Raw genomic sequence first — 19,931 nt, forward strand, 5'->3', positions numbered from 1 at the left:
TTTAGTACCTCTAGTCGGTGACTGAACAAGCCAAGCGATTTAAAGGACCATCGACTCTGGCTTTCAGAAGCGGCAAGGGTACGTATCAGGCAGGGAAGCCCATGTAGGGATAGTCCAGGGGCGGAGTAGGACTTTCCTTAATCACGGCAGGTCGTGATGTTTGAGCCGGCAATGGCTCGCGAAAAAAGAACGGTAAAAACCGTCACGGCTACCCATGACGGTTCATACCTGGCGACGCTTTCAAGGCGTAGGCAGAGCACCGCAAACGGTGTTATCGGCGTTACGACGGCTGACATAAAGAATCGTCGGTAGGGCTTGGCCCATCGTCACCCCATCGGCTTTGAGTACGGTGTAATAGAACTCAACTCGCCCCAAAACCGCTGGCTGGACATACGTGGCGAAATCCGCGACGAATTCTTCGCCATCGTGGCCCGGTAGGCTGTGATCATTTGCGACCACAATCGGAGGCAGAATTTCTGCTTCGACCAATTTGTTGGTGGACGTCAAGCCCTCTCCATACAGGGTCCAGAAACGCCTGATCGTGTCGCCTGTTTTCAGATTCACCGCATCCTTGATTCTGGTGTCGATGCCAAGCTCAACAAACTGCTTGCAACTGATCGAGCGCAAGGTGCCGCCCGCACTTACGGATTTAGGGAATTCCGCCAGTGCCAGGTTTTTCAGTTCACTGGCAAACACATCAACCAGCGTAGACAGGGAGGTGTCCATGTTGGGGTTCACACCGTTCGTCAGGCTGTACCAGACGGGCTTGTCCACTCCGTTAAGGCCTGCGGCGATGATTGCCGCAGCAATAGGGAACGTAAATGTCCCTGAGTCAATCTCCGCTTGTGTCACGATATGAGGAGTGGGGGTGAAAATCGGTATTCCGGCCCAGTAGAGCTGAAGCTCGTGCCCCGCAACCGCTCCCGTATATACATCAAATTCTGCAGTAGCGTCGCCGTCATCACCCGGTCCAATTTCGTTGGTGAGTCCTTCGGAAGAAGTTACCGTAATCAGCGGTAGGTAATCCCGGATGGGGCCGGGACCTCCAGGTTCTCCAGCGGCTGAACTGAAGTCTGCAGCCACCGAAATAGAGTTGGACCATGCTGAAGGAGTGCCGCCATCCACCACTTGGTAACGAAGGTTGGCTGTACCTGCAGCGGTGATTCCATAGGCCATGAAGAGAATGAGCCATGGAATTTCAATTTTTTCGGGGTTTGCAAGCGTCGGCTCGGATGACAATGCAACCGAGAACACGTGACCACCCAGGTCGATGTTCAGGGTTTGGCCAGGTCTATAATTGTCCCAACCAAAAATATGCACTTCCACCAATTTCAACTGCGCTTCTCGAAGGTCCCACGGTGCCGCCGGTGCCGCGGGGTCAGTCAAGTTCATCGGCTGGGGCGTTAACACATACTCAACCTCTCTCAACTTTGTCGGATAAATCGTTGAGTTCTCGGAGTAGTCAAAGTAGCGAAACGACATGTGTTCTACACGTGAGCCTTTACCGATAATGTCATCCTTACTGAGAGAAATAACGACAGGCAAATTATCAACTGGCAGATCGGTAACAACTTTTATTGGTTGCTCATCGGTTAAATCCGCATACAACCACAGTTCATCCTTAAGACGTGCAATCAAACGCCCTGGAACAGAAACATCAAGTTTGTCCCCATTCGCGGCCAACGACTCCAGCGTGACTTTCCCACCCACCGCACCGCCCTTCAGGGTCACAGCATCCAATAAAATCCCACCGGCAGGGCCAATAGTATCGACGTTCACCAGGGTAGTACCGGATTGCTCATTACCACCCGACCCCAAAGCAACCTCAGAACGTACACGATACTCTCCATGACTCGAAACATCGACGGCATTGATGGTTAATTTCAATGGCCACTCCAGATCCTCCAATGGCTTGGCTCGTTCAATAGGCTTGCCATAAGGGACATCATTCACATACACCCGAAACACATCAGGATTGCTTTGAGGAAGCGGAAAGGTATCTTTCCACATACCAACTTCAAGGTTGACGCCTTCCGTTTGCGCAACGATAGTTTTCATCAGATTAGGCGGCAAACCGTCCACTGGAGGAAGGGCATTGATAACTTTCGGATCATCCAAAGCCCGAGGTCCGGGGGGCGCAAGACCATGGGGAACAGGACTCACCAAGGGGTCGACGTACGCTTTGGTACCGCCCTCGGCTTTTGACTTCTTTGTTTTCTCGGCTGAGGCTTTTTGCGTGTTGTTCGACTTAGCCATGTCTTTATACTCCAGTGAATGAGGGACTGTTCGCGTTCATCGCCCGAGACGCGAGACGAATGACAGCTTAATTAGACCTCGTTCACCCTGAATGCACAGCCTGTTAACTTTGACAGCTGCACAAACGCACAAAGTATGCTTCTAACTAACACTGCGCACAAACACCTTCCTTAATAGCAAACCCGTGGAAAAATAGATCCTTTTAACGCCAGTTAATCTAAACACCGTCTTAAATTTTAGAATCGTTTCGCTGCAAAAATCGTGTCACCGTTTCCACACAAAAAAACAAGAGGGCTTTCGCCCTCTTTTATTGAGTCAACGTTTTAATTGCCGTCACTATGCGGTCCCAGGCACGTTCCACCACCCGGTATTTTCAAATTGACGTATATAAGTTTCCTGGAGGACAACCCGGTCTCCCCTGTTGCCTTGAACAAACGATACCGCACAACCGCCGAGCCGAAATCCGTCACCAAGCCCGGCAATGTGATCAGGCTGAATGGCTGGATGCGGATCTCGACTTGGCCTCTGTCACGATCATCCAATGTCAGGCGGTGCTCAAAAAACACATCGGTGCCACTGAAAGGCTCACCACTGCCATTTTTCGACGGGTAACTTGTCCAATATAAATGTAGGTAATCATCGATGGCGAAATGATTAAAATCCCAGCCTACGCCAATGAATACCCCCTCATAAGGTGCCGGCTTGGTCCCGCACGCAATAAAGAACTCGTCGCTGTCATTCAATAATACCGGACTTTTCAGGCCGGTCAGGGTATCGAGGTTCACCCGTACAGGTGTCGAAGGGCTGCGCTGCCGGTTTATGCCGTTGTCAGTCCAGTAATAGACTTCAGCGAAGTTGACGGACGACGCCACTGCCCAGAGCACCCAAAGGGTGATCAACTTCCCGGCCACGTCACCCGGCTGAACGTCATAGGCCGCGACGATAACGTCGTCGCTGTTCCAACACAGTTCAAGGCTTTCACCTTCTTTCGGGTTTTCAAACAATCGCACTTCAACAGGCACCGGCCCGGGGCTATCAACGGAAGTCAGCACATTGTCGCCGGTCTTGCCCTTTACAGTGGGGACGGCTAGCTTGCGATTGATTGGATCAGGCCCGCTGGGGTCCGGACCGGCTACCCTTCCATCAACTTCGTAAAAGCTGTCGGGTGATGGCTTGGAGGCTGAACCTCGCTCATACACATAACGCACACGCACTGGGTAGCGCGCCAAGAAGCCACCGGCAGCAAAAATGGCCCACGGCACACGCACGGGGATGGGCCATGTCTGCACTTCGCCAACTGTCTTGACTTCAAGAGCATGAGTGTTCCAATAGGTATAAATCTTGTCCCCTGCTTCTGCGTCATCTACCCGAGGGATGGTGACCGCCAGCGCCTTCGGCGGCCAGGTATCTTCAAAGAGGACTACACCTGTCAGCTCAGCCAACTCAATGAAAGGACGAGGCAGGTCCGGCAATACAACCGGGAAGACCTCGAGCTTGAGTGCATCAGAAAACTGCCCCACATTGCCGCCTCGATCCTCAAGCCGGCAGGACACGAACCTGTCACCGCGACCGCTGGCACGCACGTGCGCCTCGGGAACGGTGAACGCGATGGGGGCGCCTTGCACGTGCGCTCTCGTAATGCAAAAGGTGGCAGCCTGGCTTACATCGGGAAGTGTTCCGTAATAGATGTGGATCAAATCGCCAATACGCATATCAAACCAACGCGCGAGCCAAAAAGGTATGCCAGCGTGCGTCACTAGATACTCATCTGTCACCTTGTGGCGAGCCTCGTCATCCACCTGCACATCCGGGCCAGGGTTGCCGCCATTCGGAGCGGTTTTGTCGACATTAACGAAAGTTGGAAATGAGTCGGTCGGCCCAATCAACCTCGCGCTGACATTGTAAGTCAGCCGGTGGATGCCCTCGGGCGACAAGATCGACTTGGATAAATACTGCACTAACGGAAAGTAGTCGTCAGGGTTGTACGGACCTTGAATAGGATAGGAAAGCACAGGTACGTCATCCCAACGGTACTCCACCGTTGTCACCATGTCCTCCTCATGGAGGTTGAACGGCCAGACCCGTGCAATCGTGACTTCCAGATCCTGATCATGGAGTACAAGCGGCAAGGTCCGAGCCGCTTCGTCCCACTCTAAATCCAGTGCCTGGGTAGGGTTAGGCGCGTCCAGCTCAAGTATCACAGGGTCATCGCGCACCGAGGGGCATCTGCACTTCGGGGCCGGTCTTGGCCAATGAGGGCGCCGCCGGCCTGAGGGCTCGTTCGAATCAGACATGGTCACACTCCTTGAGCAATCAATCGAGGATCGACCCGGGCGATCAGCGCGCTCAGGTCCGGATACTTATTGAATGCGCAAAAAAAGTGCCCGGATACTGTCAGAAATAACAGGTCCGAGCCGTGACCGATGAACGGCAGTCCGCCGCCCCAAGAGACTCAGAGCGGTGGCAACACCCAATTGATCGGCGTCTCGCCATTCTGCTCAAGAAACTTGTTGGTGCGGCTGAAATGCCCGCAACCCAGAAACCCGCGATACGCCGACAATGGCGACGGGTGCACCGAGGTCAGCACCAGGTGCTTGGTGGCATCAATCAGCTTCTGCTTGCCCTGGGCATGTGCCCCCCATAGCAGGAACACCAAGTGCGGCTGATGCTCACTGACCACTTCGATAATGCGGTCAGTAAAGAACTGCCAGCCCTTGCCCGCATGCGCATTGGCGTTGGCGCGCTCCACGGTCATGGTGGTGTTGAGCATCAGCACGCCCTGGTCAGCCCAGCTTTGCAAGTAGCCATGGTTGGGGATGTCGATGTTCAGATCGCGCTTGAGCTCTTTATAGATATTCACCAGCGACGGCGGCGCCGGCACGCCCGGTTGCACCGAGAAACACAAACCATGAGCCTGGCCGGGGCCGTGGTACGGGTCCTGGCCGAGGATCACCACTTTTACCTTGTCCAGCGGCGTGGAATTGAGTGCGTTGAAAATCAGCGGGCCGGGCGGGTAGATCTCCTTGCCGGCGGCATGTTCCTGACGCAGGAACTCACGCAACTGAGCCATATACGGCTGCTCAAACTCCTCGCGCAGGGCGTGTTTCCAGCTGGGTTCGAGTTTGATACGGTCGTCTTCGGTCATGTTGAATGGTCTTGTATAAAAGAATGAGGCGAACCCTAGGAAAGCCGACTCCGCTTGTCAATTGATCTGACACACCACCGGCACTTTCCTGCGAAGCGATCATACTGATCCTTCACCTTCTCGATTGAGGTCACGATGAACCTGCACTTCGAAGAGCTGACCGGCAGCGACGGTGCCCGCATCGGCATCGCCAGCCTCGATGCTGAAAAGTCCCTTAATGCCCTCTCCCTGTCGATGATTTTGGCCTTGGGCGAACGCCTGGATGCCTGGGCCAAGGATCCGAATATCGTCTGCGTACTGTTGCGCGGCAATGGGCCCAAAGCCTTTTGCGCTGGAGGCGAAGTACGCAGCCTGGCCCAGGCCTGCCGTGAACATCCCGGCGAGGTGCCGCCACTGGCTGCGCAGTTTTTCGCCGCGGAATACCGCCTCGACTACCGCCTGCACACCTACCCCAAACCGCTTATTTGCTGGGGCCACGGCTATGTGCTGGGTGGCGGCATGGGCCTGCTGCAAAGCGCGTCGGTGCGTATCGTCACCCCGAGCAGCCGGTTGGCGATGCCGGAGATCAGTATCGGCTTGTATCCGGACGTAGGCGCCAGCGGGTTCCTGTCGCGCCTGCCGGGCAAGCTCGGTGTGTTCCTGGGCCTTACCGGCGCACATATCAACGGTCGCGACGCCCTGGACCTTGGCCTGGCCGACCGTTTCCTGCGCGATGATCAACAAGACGAACTGCTCGATGGCCTGCTGCAACTGAACTGGCAGGAACAGACCTCGATGCAGCTCAATAGCCTGCTCAAGTCGCTCGCCCAGGAAGCCGTCGATCAACAACCCGAAGCGCAATGGCTGCCACGGCGGGCGCAGATCGACGAATGGTTGGACGTAGGCGATGTGCGGTGTGCCTGGCGTGCCTTGAGCCAACTGCGTGAGCACGCCGATCCACTGTTCAGCCGTGCCGGCAAGACGCTAAGCGAGGGCTGCCCACTGACCGCGCACCTGGTGTGGGAGCAGATCGAGCGCGCCCGGCATCTGTCGCTGGCCCAGGTGTTCCAGATGGAATACACCATGAGCCTCAATTGCTGCCGTCACCCCGAATTCAGCGAAGGGGTACGCGCACGGTTGATCGACAAGGACCAGACGCCCCATTGGCATTGGCCCGATATCAATACCGTCCCAGAAAAGGTGGTGCAGGCGCATTTCAACAAGGCGTGGGACGGCCGCCATCCGTTGGCGGACTTGTCTGATTACTGATTATTGGCGCCCAAAAAAAAGCGGCGCTTCATGCGCCGCTTGCAATACTGGCCTGTCAACGGTGACCGCCGCGGCCACCTCCATGGTCGGAGCCGCGTCCATGCCCGCCATTGCCCCACCGATCGCCGCCCCACCCCTGGTTCGGATAAGGCCGGTAGCCAGCACGCGGCCCGTAGTAGCGCGGCGCTGGCTGGTAATAACGCGGTGCCGAGTAATAACGCGGTTGTGGCGCGTAATAACGCGGCGAAGGGTAGTAGTCACGGCGGTAAGGGTACGCCGCGCCACCGCCGTAGTAGTACACCGGCGCCGGTGAGGTGTAGACCTCGGATCGATAGTAGCTCTGGCCTCCATCGTAATAGGGCACACAGGCAGAAAGGGTCAGACCGAGTAAAGCACTGAGCAGCAGTCGTCGATACATGGCGGCCTCCTGGACCGCGGAAGAGCACCTCCAGCGACGCTGAAGGGCGGCATTCAGCTTTCACTGAATGACGAAATATCTGACATCAAAAACCGAATCTGGTGCGTTTCCGCAATAGCTTGATACATCTGCGCGCACTTTAACGTTTCAGTAAATTTAGCTGGCCCGAAACTTTGCCAATTGCAATGATGTCACTATGGCATCGCACGAGACCAGACAGGCTCTACCGTGCGCCCTTCGCGACTATGGCCGGACTTGACTCATGAAAATATCTACCAAACTGCTGCTTTCATTCCTTCTATGTGCGCTGGTCACCCTCGGGGTCGGCCTGCTGGGGATCAAAGGGGTGGTGCGCCTCGCCACGGCATTGGAGCAAACGTTCTCCAACAATCTGGTGTCCGTGAGCAACACGGCGGCCACCCTCAATGGCTTGGTCGCGCATAACCGGGGCCTGTACCGATTGATGGATGCAAGCAAAGGCGACGTCTCCGCCCAGGACCGCGATCGCGTGCGCCAGGACATCGCCAACGAACTCAAGCGCAGCCAGGCGGCTTACGCTACCTACCGCGCAACACCGCTGGAAGATGACGAACGGGCGGCGGGAGACAAACTCGACCAGATTTGGCCCGCTTATACCAGCAGCTCCGAACGCATCATGGCGCTGCTCGACAGCGGCCAGGTCGAACAGGCCCGCACCCAGCTCAACACCGCCAACAACGAACTCTTCCGTCAGGCGCGCGAGTTGATCCGCGTGATGATCGAATCCAATAGCCGCCAGATCAAGGAAGGCGCCGTCGCCGCCGATGAGCTGCGCGGCAGTGCGTTGGCGTGGATGATCAGTGGCATTGTCCTGGCCTTCATCATTGCCCTCACCATTGGCGTGTTGATCACCCGCCTGATCACCCGCCCTATCGCCCAGGCTGTGGAAAGCGCACAACGCATTGCCAAGGGCGACCTGACCCAGGCCATCCTCACCGAACGCACCGACGAAGCCGGGCAATTGCTGATGGCACTGGCGGATATGCAGGGCGGTTTGAAGAGCACCCTGGTGGAAATCGCCAACGCTTCCGACCAGCTCGCTTCAGCCGCCGAAGAATTGAGTGCGGTCACCGATGAAAGCAGCCGTGGTCTGACCCGTCAGAATGATGAAATCCAACAGGCCGCTACGGCGGTGAACCAGATGACCGCTGCGGTGGACGAAGTGGCGAGCAACGCCGTATCGACCTCGGAGGCTTCGCGCCAGGCCACCACCGAGGCCGAGGACGGTCGCCAGCAAGTCGAACAGGCCGTGTCCGGCATGAGTTCGATGGTGAGTGAAATCAACGATTCCACGCAATCGGTTGCAGATCTCGCCGGGCAAGTGCGGGAAATCGGCAAGGTGATCGATGTGATCCGTGGCATCGCCGACCAGACCAACCTGCTGGCCCTCAATGCCGCCATCGAAGCGGCCCGCGCGGGCGAGCAAGGTCGCGGTTTTGCAGTGGTCGCCGATGAGGTGCGTGCACTGGCGCATCGCACTCAGATCTCCACCGTCGACATCGAAAAAATGATTGGCGAAGTGCAAATCGGCGCTGATGGCGCGGTCGCGGCAATGAACAAGAGCCTGACCTGGGCCAACAATACCCAGACCCTGGCACAGAACGCCGGTGAAGCGCTGCAACGTATCACCGCCAGTGTGTCGATGATCAATGAACGCAACCTGGTGATCGCCTCCGCGTCGGAGGAGCAGGCCCAAGTGGCTCGCGAAGTGGACCGCAACCTGCTGAACATCCAGGACCTGTCCACCCAGACGGCCGCCGGTGCCAACCAGACCAATGCCGCCAGCCAGGACCTGTCGCGCCTGGCCACGTCCTTCAATGCACTGGTCAGCAAGTTCCAGCTCTAAGTAGCCTGCGCGGGGTCGGCCCTGTATCGTGCAAGGCCCCCCGGGATTGTCCGGAACCTTGCCCGATCCAGCCCGAACCTGCCGATGACCACGCCAACCCTCTGCCCTGCCTGCGGCGCCCGCAACGACTGTACCCTGGCTGACCCACGTACGGTCGACCAGGCCTGCTGGTGCTACAGCGTCACCATCGACCCGGCCGTGCTCCAGGCCCTGCCCGATGAATTGCGCAACAAGGCCTGCCTGTGCCCGCGCTGTGCCAGGGTAGATCAGCAATTGCGCGGGGCCGAGCCGACGTAATGCGGGTTGATCGTTTCCTCAGCAACCTGCCGCGCTTCAATCGCCAGCAAGTGCGTTTGCTCTTGGTTGAACGGCGCGTGTCGGTCGATGGCGTGGCAGTCAGCGATCCTCATCATGAGGTGCGCGAATTCAGCCGCATCTGCGTCGACGATGAAGTGCTGCAGGCGGGTAAACCCGCGCGCTACTTCATGCTGCATAAGCCCCAGGGTTGTGTGAGCGCCACGGCAGACCCGCAACACCCGACCGTCCTGGATTTATTGAATGAGCCCGACAAAGCCGACTTGCACATCGCCGGCCGCCTGGACTTCAACACTACGGGGCTGATGCTGATCACCAACCACGGCCAATGGTCGCGCCGACTGACGCAACCGCAGACCAAGTTGCCCAAGGTCTACCGGGTGGAGACCGAGCAAGACATCAGCCCTGAGTACGCGATTACCTTCGCCAAAGGCCTGTATTTCGCTTTCGAAGACCTGACCACGCAACCCGCAGGGCTGGAACTGCTAGGGCCGAGAACCGCTCGTCTCAGCATAATCGAAGGGCGCTACCACCAAGTGAAGCGCATGTTCGGGCACTTTGATAACAAAGTGATCAACCTGCATCGCGAGCGGATGGGCCCTTTGGTGCTGGATGCGGCCCTTGCGCCGGGCCAGTATCGGGCGCTGACTGACGACGAAATCCGACAGGTCTGACGACCGTTCGGCCGGTGATGGCGAAAAATCGGCTCATCCCCTTGCGGGCTGGCATCTCTGCTGCTTGAATCAGGATCACCAGTTTAAATATGACTGGCGAGTCGCCTATAACCTCCAAGAAACACATTGCCCCGCCCGCGCTTGATCTACGGGCCTTCCCGGCAAACAGCCCGCCATAACAACACCCGTCGACCAGCCGTCATCGGATCGACATGGGCCTCCCACTTCAAGGCGTATGCCTACCTGTCACATAGCTCGTGCAGAGTTACCTGCGCGCCCTACCCGCTTGCCAGGAGTCTTACGACATGAGGCCAGAAATCGCTGTGTTGGATATACAGGGTCAGTATCGGGTTTACACGGAGTTCTATCGCGCGGACGCTGCTGAAAAGACCATCATCCTGGTCAACGGCTCCATGGCCACCACGGCATCCTTCGCTCAAACCGTGAAAAGCCTGTACCCGCAATTCAATGTGGTTTTGTACGACCAGCCCTACGCTGGCCGCTCCAAAATCCATAACCGCCATGAGCAGATGCTGACAAAGGAAGTCGAAGGCCAGATCCTGTTGGAGCTTATCGACCACTTCGCCGCCGAACACGTATTGTCATTTTCCTGGGGCGGCGCCGCCGCGCTGGTTGCCCTCGCCCATCGCCCTCGTCGGGTCGAAAAGGCCGTGATCAGTTCGTTCTCGCCGGTGATCAACGCCCCCATGCGCGACTACCTTGAACGCGGCGTCGACTACCTCGGCAACCTCGACCGCGACCGCGTCGGCCATCTGGTCAACAGCACCATCGGCAAACACCTGCCGTCGCTGTTCAAACGCTTCAACTACAAACACGTCAGCAACCTGGCTGAGCATGAATACGGGCAGATGCACTTTCACATCAGCCACGTGCTGAACAGTGACCGGCAGTGTTACGTCAAAGCGGCCAGGCAAATCGCCGTTCCCGTGTTGTTTGTGAACGGCGAATGGGACGAATACACCAGCGCCCAGGATGCCAAGCTGTTTGGTCAGTACGTGGCTCACAGCAGCTTCAGCACCATTCAGGCGACCGGGCATTTTCTGGATATGGAGCACAAGGCGGCGTGCCGCGACAGTCGGGATGCGGTGGTGGGCTTTCTGAAACCTGAGCGGCAGGTCAGCCGGTTGCGGTATCACCAAGGCCAGACGCAGCATGCCTTTGCGATCTGAAATGAGATCCACTGGAGGCGCGAGCGGGTGTGGGAGCTGGGCTTGTGTGGGAGCTGGCTTGCCTGCGATAGCATCAACTAAGTGTGATTGACACACCGAGGTGCCGGTATCGCAGGTAACCCACACATTTTTGAAGAAAAACTTCAAATCCAGGCGAACATCTGGTACAAAGTCAGCCGCTCTGAGCGGGTATAGTTTAATGGTAGAACAGTAGCTTCCCAAGCTTCCGACGAGGGTTCGATTCCCTCTACCCGCTCCACTCAAATTCTCGTTCCGCGTCAGGTCTGTTATTGACGGGAATGTATAAAAAACCGGTCCTATGAGGCCGGTTTTTTTATGGCTGCGATTTGAGGCATCCGTTATTCCCGTCGCGAAAACCTGTACAAATCTATATTTCTGTACAAGTATCTATTCAACACGCTGGCAATTCGCCGCGCGCGATCACGGAGCCGGGCAATGACTCGTCTACTGGTTTCATTGTGGCTGGTATTGAGTTTGAGCAGTTGCGCCAACGTTGGGGTCGAGCACTACGCTGACCAGCAGCCGCAGCTGGACTTGGAGCGTTTTTTCAGCAAGCCCGTCAAGGCTTGGGGGATTTTCCAAAAGCGTTCCGGCGAGGTCGCCAAGCGCTTTGAAGTGAACATAGCCAGCCGACGCGAGGGGAACGCCCTGATTTTCGACGAGCGCTTCCTGTACAGCGATGGCACGCGTCAACAACGCGTGTGGACGCTGACACCGGATGGCCCGGGGCGCTGGCGGGGCCGAGCAGGTGATGTGGTCGGCGAGGCAATCGGCGAAGTGGCGGGTAACGCACTGCGTTGGCGCTACCGACTCAACCTGCCCGTGGACGGCTCGGTCTACGAGGTGAGCTTTGATGACTGGATGTACCTGATGGACGAGGACACCTTGATCAACCGCTCCAGCATGACCAAGTTCGGCGTCGAATGGGGCCAGGTCACGTTGTTCTTTCGTCGCCAATAAATAACTCGCAGCGAGGCTCAATCATGAATATGCACATGCTGACTGAATTGGCGGTAAAAGGTGAAATTCGCGAGCTGGAGTTACTGTCGCTGGAGGGTGGTTTCTACATCGCGCGCGTCAGGCTGGATGACGCTGAAATGACATTGCTGGGCGATGACGCCAAGCCGCTGCGCATCGGCTCTACCACGCATTTGCGCGACCTGTTGCAACGGGTGCCGCCGTTTCCCTGCGTGCTGGTACAGCAGTGCGTGCACGATGAAATGTGCGGTGTTCGGGAAGGGCCGATCGGCGCGCTGCGCATTCCGTTTTCGCTGGCCTCATCTCTTTAAAGCGCTATGCATTTTTTGGCTCCCCTCCCCCTTGGTATGGGCGGCCTGGGAAGGCAAGCCTATGCAGTGCGCGAACGGCCTTACGCGGCTTGATCCACGCGGTCCTGCGCCGCTTCCACCAGCATCAGCCCCAACTCGATCATTTGCTGAATCGCAAGGGCCAGGTAGCGCTGTTGGGACGGTAGGGTTTCGGCGAACTCATGGGTCATGGCGCCCGCGCCGGCAATGGTTTCATAGGCGTTGGCGAGTAACGCTTCGGTGTTGACGTCGGGACGGACGCTGAACAGTTTTACGGATGGGTCACAGGGGTCATTGCACATCTGTTGATCCTCGGTAAGGACCACCTTCCACAGCTACTAAACAATGGGTGGCGGCTGTATGCAGGTTAGTAGACCGGCGGATCAACGAAACCGGCGCACTCGAAAGTGCCCTGCGTACAGCCACCATTGAGAACAGACACCAAGATGCCTGAACGCTGGTATAGCCATACGCCGTTGATCAAATCGAGCTACTAAACCCGACCGCTGATGGGCAGCGGCAAACGAACCTTAAAGAGGTCGACCAAGGCGCACAACTCGGACGATTCTGATCGTTGTGTAGGCAATGGCGCAAGCTGCAAAAGCACATCCCAACATCGCACTGATCACTCCTCAACCATCCCCCGCTGCACCTCCCACGCCAACGGCAACGTCACCATCAACACCCCCGCCAAGACCATCATCGCCACCGGCACGCCCAATGCGTCCCCCACCCCACCAAACACCACCGGCGCCAGTGCCCCGCCGCCAATCGTGCCGGTGTAGAACACGGCAAATGCCTGCTCCCGTTTCCCTGCGCCGGCCAGGTCCGGCACGGCGCCGTACAACACTGAGGACGTGCCATTGAGCACCAGGCCCAGCACCGGCAGCATCACCATCAACCCGGCCAGTGGCAAATACACGGCGGCAATGATCAGCAACGCGGTGCTGCTCTCCGTCAGCCACACCGTCCTCATCATGCCGATGCGCGCGCCAAGATAACCGCAGAGCAATTTGCCGAATGCGCCACCGATAAACAGCAGCGTCAGGGCCAGGCCAATACCGGCGGTGCCAGCCCCCTTGGCTTGCAGCACAAATGGCAGGAACGTGAGGAAACCCATGCGCACGGCGCTGTCGAGGGTGCCCGTGAGAATCAGGGCGCGCAGGCCTATGACGGAACCGGTTCCGCTGTGGGGTTTGGTCTTTTTTGTGGAGTCAGATTCGGATACTTGTGTAGGAATCAACCACCACAACAACCCCGCCGCCGCCAAACCCAGCAGTCCCAGAAGCGTGGCACTCGCGCGCCAACTGATCACCGTAAGCAGCAGTCCCACCAGTCCGGGGATCAGGGTTTTGCCGATATCGCCGCTGAAGTTGTATTGAGACAGCGCCTGCTTGATCCCACCACCGTCCTCGTAGGCATCGCTGATCATAGAGGAGGCGAGCGGGTGTTGGGTGCTGGCGCCACACCCACCCAACAGCAGCGCCAGCAGTAACATCGCCAGTCCGCTGGCCTGGCCCACCAACACGTAAGCCACGCCCGCGAGCGCGGTGCCGCCCACCAGCATCGGTACACGCCCCCAGCGCTTCGCGGCGCGACTGGCCATGAGCTGGAACACCGCCATCATCCCGGAATAGGCCCCGCGTAACAGTCCGATTTGCGCGTAGGAAAGCGCGAACTGCGTCTGCCAGATCGGCAGCAGCACGTAGATGACATCGGTAAGGCCGTCATGCACGGCATGCGCACCGCAGCCGGCGATCAGCATGCGACGACGGGTTGATGATGCGGCAGCAGGCACCTCGACGGTATCGTTCATGGCGTCGGAGTCGGTTCAGGTTCAAGGGGCTTCCAACCCGTCAGGGCAATCAGCAAGGTCAACACCTGGAAGGTCATAATCAGCGCCACGCACCCGGCCCAGCCCCAGCGTTCCCAGATCAAAGCCGGGATAATCGCACCGCAACTTCCGCCCAGGTAATAACACGTGAGGTACACGCCCACGGCGCCTGCTTTGTTGTCACGGGCGGTAGCGGTGGTGAACGCGTTGGCGGCTGCTTGGGCGAGGAATACGCCGGTGGAGCTGAGGGCCAGGCCCACAACGATGCACCATAAGGAAGGCACTAACGTCAGCGCTGAGCCGGTGATGCCCAGCACCGCAGCCACGCACAGCAGTTCGGCGTGAGGTCGGGCTTTACTGAGGCGACCGGCGACGGGGATCACGACCAGCGCCAGCAGGAACACGATGTAAAGCGTGCCCAACGCCGCAGGCCCCAAGTTGAATGGCGGTAATCCGAGGTACAAACCGGCGTAGGTAAACGCTGCGACTTGGGAGAACAACACGCAAAAACCTACAGCGTAAGCAGCCAGCAAAGGCTTGCGAAAAACGGCTGAGAAAGAGGTTTTAACCTTCGCCGTTCGCGCACGATTGATCGGCAACAAGAACTGGATAAATCCACCCACCATCAGGCTCAGCACCGCCAGCAACTCAAAGGCTTCGCGCCAGCCCACGTATTCAGTCATCACACCCGTGACAAAACGCCCGGCGAACCCACCCAGTACGGTGCCTGCCACATACAGGCTGGTGACCTCCGTCACCGTGCCGCCACTCCAGCGGTCGCCGATGTAAGCCACGCTGGTGGCAAACACCACCGGGATCAACATGCCTTCGACAAACCGCCACACGAGCACTTCGGCAAAACTGTCGGCATAGGCGGTCATCAGCGCCGGCACCGCCAACAGCAATGCCGCCACGCTGATCACCGTGCGTTGCTCAAAGCGCCCGGTCAGTCGGCTGACAAACGGTGCAGTGATCGCCACGGCCAGCGTCGTCACGGTGATACTCCACCCCGCCGCCTTGGCGCTGACCTGAAAGTTCGCGGCAAAGGTCTGCAGGATGCTCTGGGTGGCATAGAGGTTGAGGAACGCCGCGCAGCCACACAGGAACAGGGCAAGGCGGGCACAATGCAGGCGCGGTTTCATGAAACCTCTCGTTTTATTTTGTGAGGTCTTTATAGAATGGCCGGCGGGTCTTAAACCAATACCGATTTCGAACCGATCGATACCCAAGGATCAGGATGCTCGACCTACGCAAGCTGCGGTACTTTCTGACGGTCGCTGAAGAATTGCACTTCGGTCGCGCGGCCATTCGCCTGCACCTGGCTCAGCCACCGCTGACCCGGCAGATCTCGGCGCTGGAAACCGAGCTGGGCTTCAAGCTGTTTGATCGCACCAGCCGCACCGTCACCCTCACCGCTCAAGGCCGGTCATTCCTGCCCTACGCGCGCGGCGTGCTGGAGCAGGTGGAGCTGGCGCAGGTGATTGCCAGCAAACTGGCTGCGGGCACCGCCGGGCAGCTGGCGTTGGGGTATGTCAGCTCGATTGCCTTGTCGGACTTGTTCAGCCAGACGATCCAGGCGTTTGCGCAACGTTTTCCCGACGTGCAGCTGACTTTGGTGGAGTGCGCCTCCGGCAGCCTGGGCGCACACGTGGCGGATGGGCGGCTGGATATCGGGTTGAGTCGCCTGCTACCGCAAGGCGAAGAGGTGCAAGTGCTGTCTTTGGGTGACGAAAGGCTGGTCGCAGCAGTGTCCAGTGAAAGCCCGATGGCCAGTCTGCCAAGTGTCAGTCTGGCGCAGCTGAGCGCCTATCCAGTGATTCTGTTTCCTGCGGATTTTGGATCGGGGCTCAACCAGTCCATCGAGCAACTTTACCGGCACCACGGCCAACCGTTACGCCTTGGGCCAACCGGGCGGCAGATCACCTCGATCATAGCGCTGGTAGCGGCTGGGCAAGGTGTGGCGTTGGTGCCGGAATGTACGCAGAGCTTGATGAACAAAGGTGTGACATACAGGCCCCTGGTGGAGGGGGATGCGTGTGCGCCCTTGTTAGTATTGACCCGGTCTGAAACAAAAAGTGTGCTGGTTGATGCGTTTCTCACTGTCATTGCACAGTCCCTACACACTCGGTAACTCCTTCGCAAAACCCCGCAATACCTCTCCCCGGCGCCATTCCCAGGCGCTCATACACTGCATTGACCGCCTGACAGGAAGCCGGTCATCGGCCACTGGTAGGTAGAGTGTTGATAATTCCAATTCAGTGGTTATAGTCACCACCATCACACACCACAAGGAGGTGCTGTGGATAGCCGATATTTAATAGGTCACATCGTTGCGGACGGTTGGTATCTGGTGCGCATCAAAGGCAGTCATCACCACTTCAAACACCCGACAAAACCGGGGCTGGTGACGATTCCACATCCAAAGAAGGACCTGTTGGACAAGACCGCTAAGAGCATTTTGAAACAAGCTCTGTTGAGTTAATCGTCCGAGGAGGACAACAGACATGCTTTACCCGATTGCAATTTCAACCGGCGACGACGATCACGCCTGGGGTGTAGAAGTGCCGGATATTCCCGGCTGCTATTCCGCCGGCGACGATTTGGACGACGCCATGGCCATGGCCCGCGAAGCCATCGAAGGGCACTTCGAGATTCTCGCGGAAGACGGTGCAGCGATTCCCAGTGCGCAAAAGGTCACCTTGCATGCCGCCAATCCTCAGTATGCAGGCTGCACCTGGGCAGTCGTGGACATTGATGTCACCAAGTACCTGGGCAAAGCGCAGAAGCTCAATATCACGCTGCCCGGTTATCTGCTGAACCGCATCGATGAATATGTGCTGCATCACCCTGAAGAAAAAAGCCGTTCGGGGTTTCTGGCCTCAGCAGCGCTGAAAGTGCTTCAGCAGGGGCATTGATTAAGCCCATCCCTACAGGGACCAGAAAGTTCTCCTATCACCATGGGAAACCTTAACCAGAAACAGGACAAAGCAGAATGCTCCCGCGCGGACAAAAAACGTCGACGCAGGTCTTTAGAAAAGTCGTAGGGCTGGTGCTGATCATCCCACTGCTGGCCCCACTGATGCCTATTCCCACGATAGGCCTGGGCCGTTTTGTATTGATAGCGGCAGTTGCCGGGTCTATTTATGGCGCGTGGTACGCAAGGCAGCACGCCGGTCGAGGCCTGACAATCGGCGCGACCATCATCGCTCTACTCAATCTTGGCTCATTGGTCGCACTGTCAACGCCCTCGATAGTCTGGTTTGTCTACTTGGTCTCCTCGGTCTATGGGTCGGGCAATTGGATTCACTGGCGCTTTTAGCGGGCGTAGAATTACACCGCAAGAAACAAGGTTCCCCCACGGTTCGCAGGACGGATAATGGCGCCCTACAGCATCAAGGATTATGCCCATGCCTTATGAATACAAGCTCATGCCCTCCCCTGTGGGCCAACTCACCCTGGTGGCGCGCAATGGCAAACTCGGCGCCATCCTGTGGGAAACAGAGCGCGCCAACCGTGTGCGCCTGGGTGAGTTGCACGAGGCCAATGACAGCCCGGTGCTGTTGGAAGCCGAACGCCAACTCAAGGAGTACTTCGCCGGTACCCGTAACCGATTCGAGCTGGAACTGGACTTCGATGGCACCGACTTCCAGAAACAAGTCTGGCAAGCGCTGCTGACCATTCCTTTCGGCGAAACCCGCAGCTACAGCCAGATCGCCCAGCAGATCGGCAACCCGAAAGCCGTACGTGCGGTGGGCGCAGCCAATGGGCGGAATCCGATCTCGATCATTGCGCCGTGCCATCGAGTCATCGGTGCGTCGGGCGGGCTGACCGGGTTCGCCGGCGGGCTGCAAGCCAAGCAGTATTTGCTGGCACTGGAAGGCACGGGCCAGGCGCAATTAGCCTTCTAAAAAAACAGCCGCCGACAAAAACGTACACCGTTGTTCATCAGGCGAAATGTAAAAAGAAATTTCAAAAAATCCCTGCGGTCCATTATTTCATCACCCCCTACCAAGGAAACCGGTCATGAAATTCTCCACAGTCTCCCAATCCCTGTCCCGCTGGGCCGGCAGCCCACGCACGTTCTACGCGGCGGTGGCGTTGATCCTGGCGTGGAGCCTGAGCGGGCCGTATTTCCACTACAACGACACCTGGCAACTGATCATCAATACCTCGACCACCATCATCACGTTTTTGATGGTGTTCCTGATCCAGAACACGCAGAACCGCGACAACGACATCCTGCATATCAAGATCGATGAACTGCTACGCGTGTCCAAGGATGCTCAAAACGCTGTGCTCAGCCTGGACGGCCTGGACCGTAAAGAATTGGAAAAACTGCGCCAGGAATACCGTAGCATTGGCAAGGCTGGCACTGTGAGCCTGAACAGCAGTTGTGGCCATGCTGCCGACGATGCAGGGCCGAAAAAAACTGATTTGAACCAGGCATAAAAAACGGCGGTTGGAGAAGATCCAACCGCCGTTTTTCATTTCAAGTGACGAACTCAACCGTCGCCTTGATGGCCTTTAGCGTAGGTGGACGCCAAGGCACGGGCTTTCTGCAAACGCTCCTCCAACTTAGGCAGCGTCTCGTCCACCAGGGCTTTTATTTCAGGTACATCCGATGCCGCGCCTTCCCGTTTGAACAGGGCGATGGCGTCTTCGTTTTCCTTCACCTGTTGCGCGGTGTAGGCCGCATCAAAGGAATCGCCGTCCTTGAGTTCAGGCATCAGGGTTTCGGCTTTATCGACGATTTTCTCCCGCGGCGCCACGGGCAAGTCGAGCTTCTTGGCAATGGCCGCCAGATGCTGGTTGGCCAGGGTGCGCTCGTTGATCACCTCGATGGTGTAGTCCTTGATTTCCTGGGACGAAGTTTTGGCATGGGCCATGCGACTGGTTTCGATATCGGCCATACCTTTGGCCGAAGCCTGCTCGATGAATTCAGCAGGCGACTGGGCGAAAGCATTGCTGGCGCCGAGGCCCAGCAGCATCGCGAAACTGGCGGTGCGTAACCGGATAGCCATGCGGCTCATGATGGGTTCCTCCAGGGCAAAAATAGGTGCGGGAGAACACAGCCCGCACTCAATTCGAATTTTCAGGGCAGCAAAGGTTTAGAAAAAACTTTCCAGTGCGACGAACGGTCATCTTCGAGCCCGGCTGGTTTGCTGCCTGCCTAACCCGCCAACACGTGCGCTTGAGCGTTTACGCGCCTGCCCGTCCTACGGGTAAAACGTCATTCCGGCATAAGGCTTTGCGCGGCACGCTTGTAGCCGTGAGGCCAGGTCGCCGACATGGGCTTCGAGCTTGTGACCATCGGGGTCGAGAAAATAGAACGAAGCGCCCTCACTGCGGTTGTCGCGCCACTCTTCAACATCAACCGCTCGCAGGCGCTCGATCAGCGCGGCGAAATCAGCCGCAGCGACGGTAAACGCATAGTGGGTGTAATCGGCGGCTGGATTCGCGTCGCGCAATGGATCGAGCGATAAACACAGCCATAAACCCGGCAGTGAGAGGTAGGCGCCGGCGTCCCAGGTGGCGTCGAGCTGAAGTTGCAACAGCTCATGGTAGAAGCAGACGCTGCGATCCAGATCGGTGACGGCCAGGGTCAGGTGGTTGAAGCCTGAGAGCATGTTGTTGTTCC

Annotated in this window: 21 protein-coding genes and 1 tRNA gene; 13 read left to right on the top strand and 9 right to left on the bottom strand. The window is 57.7% G+C overall.

Annotated features, from left to right (window positions below; translation table 11 throughout):
* Positions 1-240 precede the first annotated feature (240 nt).
* The 3 genes from BFP95_RS17170 to ung form a co-directional block, all read right to left on the bottom strand.
* Positions 241-2,256 carry a hypothetical protein gene (locus BFP95_RS17170; RefSeq protein WP_065874746.1) on the bottom strand — a complete coding sequence of 672 codons (2,016 nt, stop codon included), beginning with the start codon at positions 2,254-2,256 and terminating at the stop codon, positions 241-243.
* A gap of 323 nt (positions 2,257-2,579) precedes the next feature.
* Entirely contained in the window at positions 2,580-4,472 is a 1,893-nt protein-coding gene (locus BFP95_RS17175) for a hypothetical protein (RefSeq protein ID WP_139113233.1), read from the bottom strand.
* Positions 4,473-4,708: 236 nt separating this feature from the next.
* On the bottom strand, positions 4,709-5,401 hold the full coding sequence (gene ung, locus BFP95_RS17180) for a uracil-DNA glycosylase (protein ID WP_065874744.1): 693 nt from the start codon (positions 5,399-5,401) through the stop codon (positions 4,709-4,711).
* Positions 5,402-5,536: 135 nt separating this feature from the next.
* On the opposite strand from ung, the gene BFP95_RS17185 reads away from it, so the two are divergent.
* Positions 5,537-6,649 carry an enoyl-CoA hydratase/isomerase family protein gene (locus tag BFP95_RS17185; RefSeq protein WP_065882085.1) on the top strand — a complete coding sequence of 371 codons (1,113 nt, stop codon included), beginning with the start codon at positions 5,537-5,539 and terminating at the stop codon, positions 6,647-6,649.
* Positions 6,650-6,704: 55 nt separating this feature from the next.
* Here BFP95_RS17185 and BFP95_RS17190 read toward each other — a convergent pair whose 3' ends face one another.
* Entirely contained in the window at positions 6,705-7,067 is a 363-nt protein-coding gene (locus BFP95_RS17190) for a hypothetical protein (RefSeq protein WP_065882083.1), read from the bottom strand.
* Between the two features lie 262 nt (positions 7,068-7,329).
* On the opposite strand from BFP95_RS17190, the gene BFP95_RS17195 reads away from it, so the two are divergent.
* From BFP95_RS17195 to BFP95_RS17225, 7 genes are all read left to right on the top strand, one after another.
* Entirely contained in the window at positions 7,330-8,952 is a 1,623-nt protein-coding gene (locus tag BFP95_RS17195; RefSeq protein ID WP_065874742.1) for a methyl-accepting chemotaxis protein, read from the top strand.
* Between the two features lie 84 nt (positions 8,953-9,036).
* Positions 9,037-9,249 carry a cysteine-rich CWC family protein gene (locus tag BFP95_RS17200; RefSeq protein WP_065874741.1) on the top strand — a complete coding sequence of 71 codons (213 nt, stop codon included), beginning with the start codon at positions 9,037-9,039 and terminating at the stop codon, positions 9,247-9,249.
* The gene (locus BFP95_RS17205; protein ID WP_065910473.1) at positions 9,249-9,941 is read left to right on the top strand and encodes a pseudouridine synthase; all 693 of its coding nucleotides are present in this window, start codon (positions 9,249-9,251) and stop codon (positions 9,939-9,941) included. The genes BFP95_RS17200 and BFP95_RS17205 overlap by 1 nt, the downstream gene beginning before the upstream one ends.
* A 305-nt stretch (positions 9,942-10,246) precedes the next feature.
* The gene (locus BFP95_RS17210; protein ID WP_065874739.1) at positions 10,247-11,131 is read left to right on the top strand and encodes an alpha/beta fold hydrolase; all 885 of its coding nucleotides are present in this window, start codon (positions 10,247-10,249) and stop codon (positions 11,129-11,131) included.
* A gap of 185 nt (positions 11,132-11,316) precedes the next feature.
* A tRNA-Gly gene (locus tag BFP95_RS17215) sits at positions 11,317-11,390 on the top strand.
* Between the two features lie 197 nt (positions 11,391-11,587).
* Positions 11,588-12,112: a DUF3833 domain-containing protein gene (locus BFP95_RS17220; protein WP_065874728.1), complete on the top strand. Its 525-nt coding sequence runs from the start codon at positions 11,588-11,590 to the stop codon at positions 12,110-12,112.
* A gap of 23 nt (positions 12,113-12,135) precedes the next feature.
* The gene (locus tag BFP95_RS17225) at positions 12,136-12,441 is read left to right on the top strand and encodes a DUF6482 family protein (RefSeq protein WP_065874727.1); all 306 of its coding nucleotides are present in this window, start codon (positions 12,136-12,138) and stop codon (positions 12,439-12,441) included.
* An 80-nt stretch (positions 12,442-12,521) separates the two neighbouring features.
* Here BFP95_RS17225 and BFP95_RS17230 read toward each other — a convergent pair whose 3' ends face one another.
* The 3 genes from BFP95_RS17230 to BFP95_RS17240 all read right to left on the bottom strand — a co-directional run bounded on the left by BFP95_RS17230 (position 12,522) and on the right by BFP95_RS17240 (position 15,435).
* Positions 12,522-12,761 carry a DUF6124 family protein gene (locus BFP95_RS17230; protein ID WP_065882079.1) on the bottom strand — a complete coding sequence of 80 codons (240 nt, stop codon included), beginning with the start codon at positions 12,759-12,761 and terminating at the stop codon, positions 12,522-12,524.
* Positions 12,762-13,084: 323 nt separating this feature from the next.
* Positions 13,085-14,275: an MFS transporter gene (locus tag BFP95_RS17235; protein ID WP_065890300.1), complete on the bottom strand. Its 1,191-nt coding sequence runs from the start codon at positions 14,273-14,275 to the stop codon at positions 13,085-13,087.
* Positions 14,272-15,435 (bottom strand): MFS transporter, encoded by a 1,164-nt coding sequence (locus tag BFP95_RS17240; RefSeq protein ID WP_065882075.1) that lies wholly within the window; start codon positions 15,433-15,435, stop codon positions 14,272-14,274. Before BFP95_RS17240 ends, BFP95_RS17235 begins: the two co-directional genes overlap by 4 nt.
* Positions 15,436-15,530: 95 nt before the next feature.
* On the opposite strand from BFP95_RS17240, the gene BFP95_RS17245 reads away from it, so the two are divergent.
* The 5 genes from BFP95_RS17245 (at position 15,531) to BFP95_RS17270 (ending at position 18,742) form a co-directional block, all read left to right on the top strand.
* Positions 15,531-16,424, top strand: a complete 894-nt coding sequence (locus BFP95_RS17245) for a LysR family transcriptional regulator (RefSeq protein WP_065874723.1) — start codon at positions 15,531-15,533, stop codon at positions 16,422-16,424.
* A gap of 168 nt (positions 16,425-16,592) precedes the next feature.
* Entirely contained in the window at positions 16,593-16,775 is a 183-nt protein-coding gene (locus BFP95_RS17250; protein WP_065874722.1) for a type II toxin-antitoxin system HicA family toxin, read from the top strand.
* A gap of 22 nt (positions 16,776-16,797) precedes the next feature.
* Positions 16,798-17,208 carry a type II toxin-antitoxin system HicB family antitoxin gene (locus BFP95_RS17255; protein WP_065874721.1) on the top strand — a complete coding sequence of 137 codons (411 nt, stop codon included), beginning with the start codon at positions 16,798-16,800 and terminating at the stop codon, positions 17,206-17,208.
* Between the two features lie 492 nt (positions 17,209-17,700).
* Entirely contained in the window at positions 17,701-18,201 is a 501-nt protein-coding gene (locus tag BFP95_RS17265; protein ID WP_065874719.1) for a methylated-DNA--[protein]-cysteine S-methyltransferase, read from the top strand.
* A 115-nt stretch (positions 18,202-18,316) separates the two neighbouring features.
* Entirely contained in the window at positions 18,317-18,742 is a 426-nt protein-coding gene (locus BFP95_RS17270) for a low affinity iron permease family protein (protein WP_065874718.1), read from the top strand.
* A 53-nt stretch (positions 18,743-18,795) separates the two neighbouring features.
* On the opposite strand, the gene BFP95_RS17275 is transcribed toward BFP95_RS17270, so the two are convergent.
* Entirely contained in the window at positions 18,796-19,323 is a 528-nt protein-coding gene (locus BFP95_RS17275) for a DUF4142 domain-containing protein (RefSeq protein WP_065874717.1), read from the bottom strand.
* 186 nt (positions 19,324-19,509) lie between these two features.
* Positions 19,510-19,920 (bottom strand): fosfomycin resistance glutathione transferase, encoded by a 411-nt coding sequence (gene fos / locus BFP95_RS17280; RefSeq protein WP_065874716.1) that lies wholly within the window; start codon positions 19,918-19,920, stop codon positions 19,510-19,512.
* Between the last annotated feature and the right edge of the window lie 11 nt (positions 19,921-19,931).

Origin of the sequence: Pseudomonas sp. 58 R 12 (genome assembly GCF_900005865.1) — a bacterium.
Taxonomy (GTDB): domain Bacteria; phylum Pseudomonadota; class Gammaproteobacteria; order Pseudomonadales; family Pseudomonadaceae; genus Aquipseudomonas; species Aquipseudomonas tritici.